Source organism: Magnetovibrio blakemorei (genome assembly GCF_001746755.1).
Lineage (GTDB): Bacteria > Pseudomonadota > Alphaproteobacteria > Rhodospirillales > Magnetovibrionaceae > Magnetovibrio > Magnetovibrio blakemorei.
Window position 1 is genome coordinate 71,542 of record NZ_MCGG01000036.1, and the last position, 14,430, is coordinate 85,971.

Below are 14,430 nucleotides of genomic sequence, written 5' to 3' on the forward strand. Positions count from 1 at the left end.
GGGTATTTCAAATATTATCAATGCATTATGAATTGGCACAGACCTTGCGAAGGTTCCGGCAGAGATTTTTTACGATTTTGAGACGTTTGACATACAGACCCCCCGGTGAAGAAAAAGGGTGCATTATGGAACTGAAAGTCCTTGGTCAAGATAACGCGGCTCCCCAAGGCGGGTGTAGCTCTGGAACCTGTGGCAGCAGCGAAGACGGCATGGGGCATTTGCCCGACGCAGTGCGGGAAAAGGTTCACAATCACCCCTGCTATTCGGAAGAAGCGCACCATTTCTACGCTCGTATGCACGTTGCCGTTGCTCCGGCCTGCAACATTCAATGTCATTATTGTAACCGCAAATACGACTGCGCCAACGAAAGCCGTCCCGGCGTGGTGTCGGAACTGTTGAGCCCCGATCAGGCGGCGAAAAAGGTTTTGGCGGTGGCCAGCGAAATTCCCCAAATGACGGTATTGGGTGTGGCCGGTCCCGGCGATCCCTTGGCCAACCCTGAACGTACCTTTGCCACGTTCAGAGAAATTTACGCCAAAGCCCCGGACATCAAGTTGTGCCTGTCCACCAACGGTCTGGCGTTGCCCGATCATGTTGATGAGATTGAAGCGTTGAAGGTGGACCATGTGACCATCACCATCAATTGCGTGGACCCGGAAGTCGGCGCCAAAATTTATCCGTGGGTGTTTTGGAACAATCGCCGCATCAAGGGTGCGAAGGGTGCCAAAATTCTCATCGAACGCCAGCAGAAGGGCCTCGAAATGCTCCTCGAACGGGGCATCTTGGTCAAAGTGAACTCAGTCCTGATCCCCGGCGTGAACGATGAACACTTAAAAGAAGTGTCCCGTATTGTGAAAGCCAAGGGCGCCTTTTTACACAACGTCATGCCCCTGATCGCCGAAGCCGAACACGGCACGTTCTACGGTGTGATGGGCCAGCGCGGTCCATCCAAACAAGAATTGTCGGACCTGCAAGATGCATGCGCGGGCGACATGAACATGATGCGTCACTGCCGCCAGTGTCGTGCCGATGCAGTAGGGTTGCTGGGCGAAGACCGTGGCCAAGAATTCACCTTGGACAAAATTGAAGCCATGGATATTGATTACGAAGCGGCCATGAACAAGCGCGCCAATGTGCATGCGGGCATCGAAGCGCACAGGGATGCCTTGCGCGCCGAAAAAGAACTGGCCGATGGGCATGAAACTTTGCTGGCTCCCCTTGGCACGCCCCCCGCACGCATCGCGGTGACCACCAAAGGCGGCGGCGTCATCAATGAACATTTTGGCCATGCCAAAGAGTTTTTGGTCTACGAAGCCAGCCCCGAAGGCATCCGCTTCATTGGCCCGCGCAAGGTGGAAAATGCCTATTGTGTCGGTCCGGACGTGTGTCCCGATGGGGCCGAAAAGGGCACCGTGTTGGATGCCATTTTGGACTCGCTTTCAGATTGTTCTGCGGTCGTGTCGGCCAAGGTCGGCATCGAGCCCTGGTCGCAATTGGAAGCCGCCGGGATCACGCCGAACGGGGCCTATGCCATGGACCTGATCGAAGATGCGGTGAAGGGCATGTATGGCGATTTGGTGGACCAAGGGTGGTCGGCCAAAGACTTACACGTTCAAGCGGCCAGTTGAGGGAGAAACGTTATGGCGTTAAGCATCATCGAAAGCTGCGTGAACTGTTACGCGTGCGAACCCTTGTGTCCGTCCCAAGCCATTTCCCTAAGCGGGCAGCATTTCCTGATTGACGGAACCAAATGCACCGAATGCGACGGTGATTATGCCGACCCGCAGTGCGCGGAAATCTGTCCCATCGAAGGGGCTATTTTGAATGCGGCTGGGGAAGCGATCAACCCTCTGGGCTCGCTAACTGGCATACCGCCTTTCAAAATGGCTCAGGCCATGGCGGAAATTCAGGCGCGTTAAGTCTTAAGCATGTGAGAGCATAACCATGGCCAAAGCAGAAATCACCTTCGCCGACATCAATCAAACCGTTATCGTTCCGGTGGGCACGCGTGTGATCGAGGTTTCAGAAAAAGCAGGGTCTGGCATCACCTATGGCTGTCGTGAATGCGATTGCGGAAATTGCATGATGGAAATCGTTGCGGGTCAGGAAAACTTGTCCGAACCGTCCGTTTTGGAAGACCGTGTTCTGCGCGAAAACTTGGCTGGGCGCAAAGATCGCTTGGCGTGTCAGGCGCAAATATTGGGTAATGTGACCGTTAAACCAAGGTAGAGATTTTATGATGCTCAACCGCATGACTCAGTTGAAAGAACGTCCGCGCAGCAAGATGCTTTCGCGATCTCGCGGTCACGGCAACGATGCGGCCTTTGCCGCCATGGCGATCAACGCCCGACTGGGCAAAAGCGCCCTGGGGGGGTGGATGGGATTGCCGGCGGGTGATTTTCGTAAATTGATGCGTCGCCATTTCCCCCGTGTGAAACTTCCCGCCGGGGTGCGTTCGAAATTGCGTTTGCCGAAAACCCGGTCTTTGGAATGGGATGAATTGCGCCACTTGTTGCTGAGCCACCGGGCCGGGCGCGATATCTCTGAGCGGTTTATGGCCGACATCGTGTGCACCGGGTGTTTGGGGTCCGATCATTTGTGGGAAGACTTAGGGCTGTTTAGTCGCGCCGAGCTTACCCAGCTCATGGAGCGCAATTTCCCAACACTGGCACTGCGCAACGACCGCAATATGAAATGGAAGAAATTTCTGTACAAACAATTGTGTATCGCCGAGGGGATTTACGTTTGCCGTGCGCCTTCTTGTGAAGTGTGTACGGATTACCATGTCTGCTTTGGCGATGAAGGCTGACCCTCAGGCCTTTGAACAAGATGGCCTGACGTCTCGGGCTGTCGGTGCATATTTGGGTTTGGCCGTAGGCGATGCCTTGGGCGCGACGGTCGAATTTATGACGCCACGCGAAATTCAACATCAATACGGCGAACATCGCGACATGATCGGCGGCGGTTGGTTGAACCTGCGCCCTGGACAAGTCACCGATGATACGCAAATGAGCCTTGCCCTTGGAGATGCCATCTTGCGCGCCGATGGCGTAGAAGGTGTGAGCATTGCCAAGGCCTTTGACGATTGGCTGAAAAGCAAACCGATTGATGTGGGCAGCACGGTGCGTCGTGGTATCGTGCGGTTTCGCACGTCGGGCACTGTGCAGGGGCCCGTCGATGACTATGACGGTGGCAATGGTGCGGTGATGCGGGTTTTGCCGTTGGCCATAGCGGGGCTGGGCGCGGACCCAAAAACGCTTGAGGCCGCCGCGTTGGTGCAGGCGCACATCACGCACAATTGTCCCTTGGCAGATGTTGGAATGATGACGGTGGTGCAGATGCTTCAGCGGGCCTTGATCACGCCCACAAACGCGTATCAGGATATGGTCGCCCTGGCTCATCGCTTAGGACGATACGACAAAGCCTATGACATCACCAAAAAGCGCGAGGAAAATCCCAGTGGATTTCTGCCCGATACCTTGCGTGCGGTGTTTCAGGCGTTCGCCCGCACAGACAGTTTTGAGGCCGCCCTTTTGGATGTGGTCAACCGGGGCGGCGATGCCGACACGACCGGCGCCATTTTGGGGTTTCTGGTGGGTGCGCTCTACGGCGTTGATGCGATCCCCTCGCGTTGGTTGGCAAAGTTGGACAGAAACGTTGCAGACGCGTGTGACGCGCAGGCCCGTCTTTTGTTGCAACTCTCCCCTCTGGTCAGCGGTCGGGAGCTGAAGGTTAGCCAAAATCCAATTTGATTTTGAGATGAGCCGCCAAGGCACTGTCCATGGTGGCCAGGTGCAGGGCAAACCATTCCGGCATGCCATTTTTCACATATTCGCGTGGCATCATCATGCGGCCACGTTGCGCACGTTCCAACATGACCTCCAAATCGCCGAGAACCCGGCGGTGTTCTTCCAAGTGTTCGCGCAACATCCCGTATTCGGTTTCGCGCATCAGCGTTTCTTCATTGGTAAAATGTTCCCGGGTATGGCGCACCAGTTCGGCGAACAAGGTCGGGAACACACTGTCGGGCATGGACGGAAGCGCCGACAAAATGCTCAGGAATTCTTGGTGATAGCCATCCATGACCGGCACCCCCAATCCCAGCCGATCTTGCGACCAGGTCAACAAGGGCAGGGCCTCCTGTTTGGATTCCAAATCTGAAGAAAGAATCAGGTCGTTCACGATGCAGCCTCTAAAATTGGGGATGCCGCCAGAAAATCATCGATACCGGCGTCCACCCATTGCAAACCAAGCTTGTCGCAAAAGCGCTTTTCTTTGTCGTTGGCATCGGGGATCAACGCCCAGCCCGTGGGTTTTGCGGCAGCGTATACGATGTCCGACAAGACCATGCGTTCGGTATCGCGGTTGAGGCGCATGCCCAGCAGGACGTACTTCAAACCTTTGCGCTTTTCTTTCAAAAAGGCGGGAATGCCAAAGCCGCCCATCAGTTCGGTGATGTAATCCACATAATCCGCATCCGACGCAATGTAGGTGGGATTGGGCACGGGGCTGCCGGTGGGTTTGAACAAAACCGGGAGGCTCAAGTCCGCATCTTCTTGAGCAATCTCGGTATACTTTTCACCGTCATACGCATGCAGTTCATAGCGGAAATTGGTGCCGCCGATGCGCGCCGTGCCGCGAATGAGGATGTGCGGCGTGTGGGCATAGCTGTCTTGCAGCTGGGTATCTCTATTGATGTCGATGACGTAGCCGGGCTTGTGCTGAGCAATCCAATCGTGCAGTGGAGCGCGGGTCCAGCTTTGTCCACCGTACAGTTCGGTCAAAAACCGGGTGATGAAGCTGCGGCCTTTTTTCAGTTCCAGGTTCATGGCGGCGCGGGGAAATTCATACATCAACTTTGGTGCCATTGGGCGGCCGTTGTTCATGGCCAAAATCATGCTGTCGCTGTCGGCGGGCATGGGCGCGTCGCTTTCGACATTGCGACAGGACGCCAAAACGCCGTGGCCTAAGTACGGCACAGCCGCCCCGTTCGCAATTTCACCAAGGATCGTTTGAAGGGTTGCGTCTACGCTTGTGTCGTGGCTCATGTCGGGACCTCTCGTCGGTATCTATAAATTTAAGAGGTGTTATGCAAAAAGTGCACCAGTTTAGAAAGCGTGCGAACTCAACGCCAAAGCCCTACGGGACATGAGGGCTTTGCGACAATTTGTCAGAGAGCGTCTAGTAAGTGGAGGTTTCGACGGCATAGACACCGCCCAACACAATATATTCGTCCTCGCCTTTTAGGAGGCCGTCGAGCAATCCGGAAAAGAACACAATTTTGCTCACAGGCACCTGCACCGTCAGAATATGGTCGCCGAATTCACCCGCCGTGTCTCTGTTGGCGGTGAATGAATTGATGTTGTTGAACAGCATCACTTGATGATGGCGATCAGATTTGGAGAGCACTTCAAACGCATCAAGACGATTGACGCCCCTATAGAGGGTGAGGTGGGGTAAGCCTGCAAAACGTTGGGCCAGTTCAAACTGGCAGAAGGCATGGAGCACATCCATTTGTGTTTCCAGCGCATTGGTGTTGTGCAGTCCGCTGGCGCGGTCTTGCAGGAACAAGGCAAAGTGCGGCTCCGCTCGGTCATGAATGGCACCTTTGTGATAACGGGTGAGCAGACCGAAGCGTGATTCAACCCAGCTTTTGAGAACGGCGGCTTCCCGACCGTCTGCATCAAAAAACCAACCGCGCAGCATTTGTCGGTAATCCGCCTTAGTGCGGCCCCGGCCTTGTGCAGCGCCAGCATCTTCGGGCGCACTCAAGCGAAACTTCACCGTCATATAGTCTTGGAATTTTTGGGCGCGCTGTTGCGGCGTGTCCAAAACGTGCAGGGCTTGAAAAAGATCCGCGTAAAACGATCTCACGCCATCGATTTCCAGGTGTTGAGGATGACTTTGAAACGTCAGGCTGCCAAGGATCACCGCAGGCAGATTGCACCGATTGATGGGCAGTCTGGCCTGGGCCGGAAGGGTCGTGTCGGGTTGAACTGAAGGCGGTGTCGGGGAGGGTCTTTGAGGCATGTCAGTAACCATACAATCATTAAGGTTTTGTCGAGTCTTGGACTTGTTTGTCAGATATAGCTCCAACAGGTTCAGATAATAATTTTCATATATATCAGTTGGTTACTATGAAAATTCAGCATTGGCACACCTTTTGCTGATGTAGGCCCGACAGACGAAATTACCGGCGTATCACTGCGCCACAGACAGAGAAACTTTAAGGAGACACCATCATGGCACTTCGTCAAGCCGCCATCTACGGTAAGGGGGGGATTGGTAAATCCACCACCACGCAGAATCTTGTTGCTGCTATCGCAGAACTTGGCAAAAAAGTGATGATCGTGGGTTGCGATCCCAAAGCGGATTCGACTCGTCTGATCCTTCACGCTAAAGCACAAAACACCATCATGCAGATGGCTGCCGATGCAGGTTCGGTTGAAGACTTGGAGCTCGAAGACGTGCTCAAGATTGGTTACGGCGACATTGCTTGCGTCGAATCCGGAGGACCTGAGCCCGGCGTTGGTTGCGCTGGTCGCGGTGTGATCACCGCCATCAACTTCTTGGAAGAAGAAGGCGCTTACACGGATGACCTGGACTTCGTGTTCTATGACGTTCTGGGCGACGTGGTGTGTGGCGGGTTCGCTATGCCGATCCGTGAAAACAAAGCCCAAGAAATCTACATCGTGTGTTCCGGCGAAATGATGGCGATGTATGCTGCCAACAACATCGCCAAAGGCATCGTGAAGTACGCAAACTCCGGTAGCGTGCGTCTCGCGGGCTTGATCTGTAACTCACGTGAAACCGATCGTGAAGATGAGCTGATCATGGCACTGGCTGACAAGCTGGGCACGCAGATGATCCACTTCGTTCCGCGTGACAACCTCGTGCAGCGCGCAGAAATTCGTCGCATGACGGTTATTGAATACGATCCAACCTCCAAGCAAGCCGCTGAATATCGCTCGCTGGCGACGAAGATCATCAATAACGAAATGTTTGTGATCCCAACCCCGATCACCATGGATGAGTTGGAAGACTTGTTGATGGAATTTGGCATCATGGACGAAGAAGACGAAAGCATCGTCGGTCAGAAAGCAGCGGATCTCGAAGCCGCAGCCGCAGCCGCATCGGCTTAAGGACTTTTGGTGGGCCGGTCTCGTTGGGTCGGCCCACCACCCCTGGCACTTTCCAACTCTCTGAGAGGAGAACGTCATGTCGAATATGACACGTGAGGAAACCCAGAGCCTGATCGAAGAGGTTCTTGAGGTTTACCCCGAAAAAGCAAAAAAAATCCGTGAAGCACATCTGACGGTCAACGATCATACGATTGAGCAATCCAAGAAATGCATCAAATCCAACCGTAAGTCGGTTCCGGGTGCGATGACCATTCGCGGTTGTGCGTATGCTGGTTCCAAGGGTGTTGTGTGGGGTCCGATTAAGGACATGATCCACGTTTCTCACGGTCCCGTTGGTTGCGGTCAATACTCCCGCGCCGGTCGTCGTAACTACTACGTCGGCACCACCGGTATCAACACCTACGGCACCATGAACTTTACCTCGGATTTCCAGGAAAAAGACATCGTGTTCGGCGGCGATAAAAAGCTCGCCAAACTGTTGCAAGAAGTCGAAACCTTGTTCCCCTTGAACAAAGGCACGACCATCCAATCTGAATGCCCCATCGGTCTGATCGGTGATGACATCGAAGCGGTCGCCAAGGCGCAGAACAAAGAAACCGGCAAAACCATCGTTCCGGTGCGTTGCGAAGGTTTTCGCGGCGTTTCCCAGTCTCTCGGCCACCACATCGCCAACGATGCGGTCCGTGATTGGGCTTTGGACAAACGTGACAACGACGACACCTTCGTGACCACCGATTATGACGTCGCCATTTTGGGCGATTACAACATCGGTGGTGATGCCTGGGCTTCGCGCATTTTGCTCGAAGAAATGGGCTTGCGCGTTGTGGCACAGTGGTCCGGTGATGGCTCCATTTCTGAAATGGAACTGACACCGAAAGTGAAGCTGAACTTGCTGCACTGCTATCGCTCCATGAACTACATCTCCCGTCACATGGAAGAAAAGTACGGTATTCCGTGGATGGAATATAACTTCTTTGGTCCAACCAAAATTGAAGAGAGCCTGCGCAAGATCGCCGAGTTCTTCGATGATTCGATCAAAGAAGGCGCTGAACGTGTGATCGCCAAATACAAAGCTGAATACCAAGCTGTGATCGATAAATATCGTCCCCGTTTGGAAGGCAAAAAAGTCATGCTCTATATCGGCGGCCTGCGTCCGCGCCACGTGATCGGCGCCTACGAAGACTTAGGTATGGAAGTTGTCGGTACCGGCTACGAATTTGGCCACAACGACGATTATGACCGCACCATCAAAGAAGTTGGCGACGCAACGCTGATTTATGATGACGTCACCGGCTACGAATTTGAAGAATTCGTCAAAAAAGTGAAGCCAGATTTGATCGGTTCGGGCGTCAAGGAAAAGTACATCTTCCAAAAGATGGGTATTCCGTTCCGCCAAATGCACTCGTGGGATTACTCCGGCCCGTATCACGGCTATGACGGCTTCGCCATCTTCGCCCGTGACATGGATATGACCTTGAACAACCCCTGCTGGGACAACCTGACGCCACCTTGGCACAAGGACAGCAAGGCAGAGGCCATCGCTGCTGAATAACCCCCCGGCTGATCCCCAGGGAAGACACTTGAAGGATCAGTCATCGTTCACCTTTAACCCGTTTGTTCACAGATTAGTGACACGGGAGGAGGAAAGAAAATGTCGCAAGTAGTTGAAGACATCAAACCGAGTTACCCCTTGTTTCGTGACCAGGACTACAAAGATAGCCTGCAAAACAAGCAAGATATGTTTGAAGAACGTCACGGCGAAGCCAAAGTTGACGAGATGTTCGAATGGTCCACGACCCAAGAATATCAGGAACTGAACTTCGCCCGCGAAGCGCTCACCATTAACCCTGCCAAGGCCTGTCAGCCTTTGGGTTCGGTGTTGTGTTCACTGGGTTTTGCAAAGACCCTGCCGTATGTGCACGGCTCGCAAGGCTGCGTTGCCTACTTCCGCACCTACTTCAACCGCCACTTTAAAGAACCCATTGCCTGCGTATCAGATTCCATGACCGAAGATGCAGCTGTGTTCGGCGGTCAGAAGAACATGTATGACGGCCTGGAAAATGCCAAAGCACTTTACAAGCCTGAAATGATTGCCGTTTCGACCACGTGCATGGCCGAAGTTATCGGCGACGACTTGAACGCCTTTATTGGCAACGCCAAAAAAGCCGGTCACGTTCCCGATGAATTCCCAACACCGTTTGCGCACACGCCGAGCTTCGTCGGTTCGCACACCACCGGCTGGGACAACATGTTCGAAGGGATCATGCGTTACTTCACGCTGAACCACATGGACGACAAAAAAGTTGGTTCCAATGGTAAAATCAACTTGGTTCCCGGCTTTGAAACGTATCTTGGCAACTATCGTGTGATGAAGCGCATGATGGCTGAGATGGGCGTCGACGCCACCTTGTTGTGCGATCCCAGCGAAGTGCTGGATACGCCGGCTGACGGTCAATACCGCATGTATGACGGCGGCACGACCCAAGACGAAGTGAAAGACGCGCCGAACGCCATCGATACGCTGTTGTTGCAGCCGTGGCAGTTGGTCAAAACCAAAAAGTACGTCAGAGATGTCTGGAACCAACCGGGTACGGATATCGACATCCCCATGGGCCTCAAAGGCACCGATGGTTTCTTGATGAAGGTTGCCGAATTGACCGGTAAGGCCATTCCCGCCAGCCTTGAAAAAGAACGCGGTCGCTTGGTCGACATGATGACCGACAGCCACACCTGGCTGCACGGCAAGAAGTTCGGTCTTTATGGCGACGCGGACTATGTCATGGGTATGACGGCGTTCTTGCTGGAACTGGGCGCAGAGCCCACCCACATCCTGTGCAACCACGCGAACAAGCGTTGGAAAAAAGCCATGGAAGCGATCTTGGCAGCGAGCCCATATGGCGCAAACTGCGAAGTCCATGTGGGCAAAGATCTGTGGCATTTCCGGTCCTTGATGTTCACCAACAAACCGGACTTCATGATCGGCAACAGCTACGGCAAGTTCATCCAGCGTGACACCTTGCACAAGGGTAAAGAGTTCGAAGTTCCCTTGATCCGCATCGGCTTCCCGATCTTCGATCGTCACCACCTGCACCGCATGACGACCATGGGCTATGAAGGCGCCATGTACATCCTCACCACCTTGGTGAACGCGGTTCTGGAACGTCTCGACGAAGAAACGCGGGGCATGGGCACCACGGATTACAACTACGATCTGGTTCGCTAAGGCTTGGGGCGGCGGGCATCGTCCGTCGCCCTTCCTTACCTACAGACAGAGGAGTATCCGATGCCCAGCGTCATGATCCGTAAAAATGAAAAAGGCGAACTGCTGTTCTATGTCGCCAAAAAAGACTTGGAAGACATTGTCGTTTCCGTTGAAACCGACACCCCGGAAACATGGGGTGGAGAAGTTGAAATTGGTGACGGTTCCAAGTGGTACATAGACCCCATCAGCCCGCCCCCGGCATTTCCAACAACGCTCAGGTTTAAGCGCGGGTAACCCTTGTGGTTATGCGTCTTGTCCTGGGTTTCATGCTTTTTAAGGAGATTTCTCCATGGCCGTTCAAATTGAAGCCAGTATTTGCACCGCGTGTGGCGATTGCGAACCGGTATGCCCGACCAAGTCCATCGTTCCGCACAAAGGCCTTTACACCGTGAAGACCGACACCTGCACCGAATGCGATGGTGAACACGAAATGCCTCAGTGCATTGAAGTGTGTATGGAAGACGATTGCATCGTATTCCTCGATTAATGTTTTGCGGCCACCCCAAGTCTTGGGGTGGCCGCATCGCACTTTGAAATTCTCGATCAGGAGGTCAGGACATGAGCGAACATGAGCTCACCCGCAACATGGCCCTGCGCATTGGATTGGCGGCCAAAGCCTTAAACAACGTTTCCCCTGCCGAAATGCTTGGCATCGTTGGCGATGCGGTAGCCCTTCCGTTGACGGAAAAGAAAATGACCGGACTCAGCATGGATAAGCTGCGCACCGCCGATGGCGGCAAGTTGTTTGGCGAAACCAAAGAGACGCTGAAAAACGTGCTGTCCATTCTCAAAGGAAAATCCGGTCCGGACGACTTTGAAATGCCGAGCCTTGACCCATATGAAGACGGCGACATGCCCGGATCGATCCGGGTGGCGATGGCGTCCAATGGTGGTGAAGATTTTGATGGTCACTTCGGATCGTGTTCGCGCTTTTTGGTGTATCAGATGTCGGCCGGTGAAATCCGCCTGATCGCCGTGCGGTCAACGGCTGATGATGTTGAGGCCGAAGACAAAAATAAATACCGCGCCGATTTGATTCGCGATTGTCAGGTTCTCTACATCGTGTCCATTGGCGGCCCCGCTGCGGCCAAAGTGGTGCGCGCCGACATCCACCCGATCAAACAACCCAATGGCGGCAAAGCGCGCGACGTTCTGACCCAGTTGCAGGATGTCATCGCCAACAGTCCGCCGCCATGGCTGGCGAAAGCCATGGGATTTGGGGCGGAAGAACGCGCCAAGATACACAGGACTGAGGAATATGCGTCATGATTGCGCCCAGCGTCCTTGATGAAATTCTGGTCTTCGTCAATGCGCAAGGCGGCAGCGCGGATGTCGTGCCCAAGCTGCGTGAGCAGTGGGCATCGATCCACTTTACGCATTGTTTTGAAGATGAATTGTGTTTGGAAAAACCCGTGCGCGAAGGCGATACGGCAAACGTTTATGTCGTCGATGGCAGCGAACACTGCATGAAGATCACGTCGGATCCAGACTTCGCGACGGGTGTTTTGATTGCGGAGCTGAGCGAATGAACGTTGAGTTACCATCGGATCGCCTGTCCTTGCTGGATGGTGCGGTTGCCTCTGCCCATCCCAAACCGGGTCATGGCATGTTGGTGAAGGCCTTGGAAAATGTGTTTCCGGACCTGGAGTGGCGATTGGTTTTGTCGCGCAAAGGCTGGCACCGGGTTGGTGGTGTGGTGGACAGCAATGGCAACCGCATTGCGGAGCATTTGCAGCAGTGGATTGAAGACGAAAGCAACGGCGATCTTATGGATTTGTTCGTGCGTTATGAACGTGCCGGCCTGTTGGCCACCAGAATGTGTGGCACCACCCATTATCTGACCGCAAAGTCCGGGCCGCACCCGTGGGATTTTGTGCAGGTCGAAGTTGATGAACTGCGCGAAGTCACAGATCGTGAATTGTTCGATCCCGAAGAGGCCCCCGACACCATTGAAGATTTGCTCGATCCCGAAAACCCCATCCGGGTTGATCCGACCCAGTTGAATGCGGCGTTTTACACCCTGCGCAAGGCCTGGGATATGTCGGACGTTCACGCCCGCATGACGTCGGGAAGCTACGGAGACAGCCTGTTTACCCTGCGCTTTTTTGACAATTGGACGGCGTGCAGCACCGAGGATAAAGATTTTTGCCGTCATTTTGTGTTGCACATGACGGATTATAAAGACCGGTTTGGTGAAACGCGCTTGCAGGCGACCCCACTCAGCACCTTTGGCAGCGGTATGCCGCCGTTGCCGAATTTTGCCGATCGCGGCGTTGAACTGTCGCGCTTTATCAGCCAATTCGACCGCACGGCGGGTTATCCGATGGCGTGGTACTTTTGTATGATTTCAGGTGTTGAAAAGGCCCTTAAAGGGGTCGCTCACGCGGTCTTTGAAGACGTCAGCGGGCCTTATGACTATTTGCCGGAGCGCGATATCGCCGTGCTCAAAGAGTGGATGGCGGACAGCTATATATTTTAGGTGAAATGTCGAAATTGTCGGGTTTGTGACAACGCCATTTGGCGCGAGAGGTCAGAATATCAAGGGCTTAGATGTTGGCACAGGAGTTGCGAGGCCTGAGGCGACAACCAAGTCTGTGACAACAGCGAAGGACGTGGGGCCACCCGCATAAACATCATGAAGCCACAAGACATCGCAGAACTTCTCGACGAACCCGCGTGCGGGCACAATCACAAAGAAAAGTCCGGCTGTGCGCGTCCGTCACCGGGTGCGGCGGCGGGTGGGTGTTCGTTTGACGGCGCGCAAATTGCGCTGCTGCCCATCGCCGACGTCGCGCACATCGTTCATGGCCCCATTGCGTGTGCCGGGTCCAGTTGGGACAATCGCGGCACCCGGTCTTCGGGGCCGACGCTCTGGCGGGTCGGCATGACCACCGACTTGACCGAACAAGACGTGATCATGGGCCGCAGCGAAAAGCGTCTGTTCCATGCCATCAAACAAGCCATCACCGATTACAGCCCGGCGGCGGTGTTTGTCTACAACACCTGCGTTCCGGCCTTGATCGGCGACGATGTCGATGCGATCTGCAAACAGGCGGAAGAACGCTGGGGTGTGCCCGTTGTGCCTGTTGATGCGGCCGGTTTTTACGGCACCAAAAACCTCGGTAACCGCATTGCCGGCGAAGCCATGGTGAAGTATGTGATCGGCACCCGCGAACCGGATCCGGTTTCAGACCATCTGAAACGTGAAGGCGTTCAAGTCCACGACATTGCCTTGGTTGGGGAATACAACATCGCGGGTGAGCTGTGGCATGTGACCCCTTTGTTGGATGAATTGGGCCTGCGGATTCTGGGTTCTTTGTCGGGCGATACCCGCTTTGGCGACGTGCAAACCATTCACCGCGCCGAAGTCAACATGATGGTCTGTTCCAAGGCCATGATCAACGTGGCGCGCAAGCTGCAAGACAAATACAACACGCCGTGGTTTGAAGGCAGTTTTTACGGCACTTCGGACATGAACATCGCGCTGCGCAAATTTGCCGAAATCATCAACGACCCCAGTTTGACGGCGCGCACCGAAGCGCTGATTGCGCGGGAAGAAAAACGTCTCAACGAACGCTTGGAGCCGTGGCGAGATCGCCTCCGCGGCAAACGCGTGTTGCTCTATACTGGCGGCGTGAAGTCTTGGTCCGTGGTTGCCGCACTGCAGGATTTGGGTCTTGAAGTGGTCGCTACCGGCACCAAAAAATCGACCGAAGAAGACAAAGCGCGCATTCGCGACTTGATGGGGGCCGACGCCGTCATGATCGAAGACGGCAATCCCCGCGCCCTGCTGGATACGGTGGCAAACCTGAAGGCCGACATCTTGATTGCCGGGGGGCGCAACATGTACACGGCCCTCAAAGCCCGCGTGCCGTTTTTGGACATCAATCAAGAACGCGAATTCGCCTATGCCGGATACGCAGGCATGGTCGAGCTGGCGCGCCAACTGGCCCTGTCGTTGGAAAGTCCGGTGTGGGACGCGGTGCGCAGCCCCGCACCCTGGGCGACAAAGGGGGAGGTTTAAGT

At 54.5% G+C, this 14,430-nt stretch carries 17 protein-coding genes; 14 read left to right on the forward strand and 3 right to left on the reverse strand.

What is annotated here, in order from left to right; genetic code table 11:
- The first annotated feature begins 125 nt into the window (after nucleotides 1-125).
- Genes nifB through draG form a run of 5 tightly spaced genes read left to right on the forward strand, consistent with a single transcriptional unit; the run spans nucleotide 126 to nucleotide 3,752 of the window.
- Nucleotides 126-1,628 carry a nitrogenase cofactor biosynthesis protein NifB gene (gene nifB, locus BEN30_RS11230; protein WP_069958495.1) on the forward strand — a complete coding sequence of 501 codons (1,503 nt, stop codon included), beginning with the start codon at nucleotides 126-128 and terminating at the stop codon, nucleotides 1,626-1,628.
- A 12-nt stretch (nucleotides 1,629-1,640) separates the two neighbouring features.
- Nucleotides 1,641-1,919 carry a 4Fe-4S dicluster domain-containing protein gene (locus BEN30_RS11235; protein WP_069958437.1) on the forward strand — a complete coding sequence of 93 codons (279 nt, stop codon included), beginning with the start codon at nucleotides 1,641-1,643 and terminating at the stop codon, nucleotides 1,917-1,919.
- 25 nt (nucleotides 1,920-1,944) lie between these two features.
- Entirely contained in the window at nucleotides 1,945-2,229 is a 285-nt protein-coding gene (locus tag BEN30_RS11240; RefSeq protein ID WP_069958438.1) for a 2Fe-2S iron-sulfur cluster-binding protein, read from the forward strand.
- Nucleotides 2,230-2,236: 7 nt separating this feature from the next.
- Nucleotides 2,237-2,809: a nitrogen fixation protein NifQ gene (locus BEN30_RS11245; RefSeq protein WP_069958439.1), complete on the forward strand. Its 573-nt coding sequence runs from the start codon at nucleotides 2,237-2,239 to the stop codon at nucleotides 2,807-2,809.
- Entirely contained in the window at nucleotides 2,784-3,752 is a 969-nt protein-coding gene (gene draG / locus BEN30_RS11250) for an ADP-ribosyl-[dinitrogen reductase] hydrolase (protein WP_069958440.1), read from the forward strand. The genes BEN30_RS11245 and draG overlap by 26 nt, the downstream gene beginning before the upstream one ends.
- Here draG and BEN30_RS11255 read toward each other — a convergent pair.
- The 3 genes from BEN30_RS11255 to BEN30_RS11265 form a co-directional block, all read right to left on the reverse strand.
- The gene (locus BEN30_RS11255) at nucleotides 3,733-4,182 is read right to left on the reverse strand and encodes a bacteriohemerythrin (RefSeq protein ID WP_211563375.1); all 450 of its coding nucleotides are present in this window, start codon (nucleotides 4,180-4,182) and stop codon (nucleotides 3,733-3,735) included. The two genes, draG and BEN30_RS11255, sit on opposite strands and share 20 nt — an antisense overlap.
- The gene (locus tag BEN30_RS11260) at nucleotides 4,179-5,048 is read right to left on the reverse strand and encodes a hypothetical protein (RefSeq protein WP_069958441.1); all 870 of its coding nucleotides are present in this window, start codon (nucleotides 5,046-5,048) and stop codon (nucleotides 4,179-4,181) included. The genes BEN30_RS11255 and BEN30_RS11260 overlap by 4 nt, the downstream gene beginning before the upstream one ends.
- Before the next feature lie 133 nt (nucleotides 5,049-5,181).
- Nucleotides 5,182-6,030, reverse strand: coding sequence for an NAD(+)--dinitrogen-reductase ADP-D-ribosyltransferase (locus tag BEN30_RS11265; protein ID WP_069958442.1), 849 nt, complete (start codon nucleotides 6,028-6,030; stop codon nucleotides 5,182-5,184).
- Nucleotides 6,031-6,239: 209 nt separating this feature from the next.
- Here BEN30_RS11265 and nifH point away from each other — a divergent pair, with 209 nt between their 5' ends.
- The 9 genes from nifH to nifE all read left to right on the forward strand — a co-directional run bounded on the left by nifH (nucleotide 6,240) and on the right by nifE (nucleotide 14,428).
- Nucleotides 6,240-7,142: a nitrogenase iron protein gene (gene nifH, locus BEN30_RS11270; protein WP_211563382.1), complete on the forward strand. Its 903-nt coding sequence runs from the start codon at nucleotides 6,240-6,242 to the stop codon at nucleotides 7,140-7,142.
- 76 nt (nucleotides 7,143-7,218) lie between these two features.
- On the forward strand, nucleotides 7,219-8,694 hold the full coding sequence (gene nifD, locus BEN30_RS11275; protein ID WP_069958444.1) for a nitrogenase molybdenum-iron protein alpha chain: 1,476 nt from the start codon (nucleotides 7,219-7,221) through the stop codon (nucleotides 8,692-8,694).
- A gap of 99 nt (nucleotides 8,695-8,793) precedes the next feature.
- Nucleotides 8,794-10,365: a nitrogenase molybdenum-iron protein subunit beta gene (gene nifK, locus BEN30_RS11280; RefSeq protein WP_069958445.1), complete on the forward strand. Its 1,572-nt coding sequence runs from the start codon at nucleotides 8,794-8,796 to the stop codon at nucleotides 10,363-10,365.
- A gap of 60 nt (nucleotides 10,366-10,425) precedes the next feature.
- Nucleotides 10,426-10,638: a putative nitrogen fixation protein NifT gene (gene nifT / locus BEN30_RS11285; protein WP_069958446.1), complete on the forward strand. Its 213-nt coding sequence runs from the start codon at nucleotides 10,426-10,428 to the stop codon at nucleotides 10,636-10,638.
- Nucleotides 10,639-10,693: 55 nt separating this feature from the next.
- A complete protein-coding gene (locus tag BEN30_RS11290) occupies nucleotides 10,694-10,891 on the forward strand; it encodes a 4Fe-4S binding protein (protein WP_069958447.1) in 198 nt (65 codons plus the stop codon).
- 71 nt (nucleotides 10,892-10,962) lie between these two features.
- Nucleotides 10,963-11,673, forward strand: coding sequence for a NifB/NifX family molybdenum-iron cluster-binding protein (locus tag BEN30_RS11295; protein WP_069958448.1), 711 nt, complete (start codon nucleotides 10,963-10,965; stop codon nucleotides 11,671-11,673).
- Complete coding sequence (locus tag BEN30_RS11300) at nucleotides 11,670-11,933, forward strand: hypothetical protein (protein ID WP_069958449.1); 264 nt, start codon at nucleotides 11,670-11,672, stop codon at nucleotides 11,931-11,933. The genes BEN30_RS11295 and BEN30_RS11300 overlap by 4 nt, the downstream gene beginning before the upstream one ends.
- Nucleotides 11,930-12,883, forward strand: coding sequence for a hypothetical protein (locus BEN30_RS11305; RefSeq protein WP_069958450.1), 954 nt, complete (start codon nucleotides 11,930-11,932; stop codon nucleotides 12,881-12,883). The genes BEN30_RS11300 and BEN30_RS11305 overlap by 4 nt, the downstream gene beginning before the upstream one ends.
- A gap of 156 nt (nucleotides 12,884-13,039) precedes the next feature.
- Nucleotides 13,040-14,428, forward strand: a complete 1,389-nt coding sequence (gene nifE / locus BEN30_RS11310) for a nitrogenase iron-molybdenum cofactor biosynthesis protein NifE (RefSeq protein WP_069958451.1) — start codon at nucleotides 13,040-13,042, stop codon at nucleotides 14,426-14,428.
- The last annotated feature ends 2 nt before the right edge of the window (nucleotides 14,429-14,430 follow it).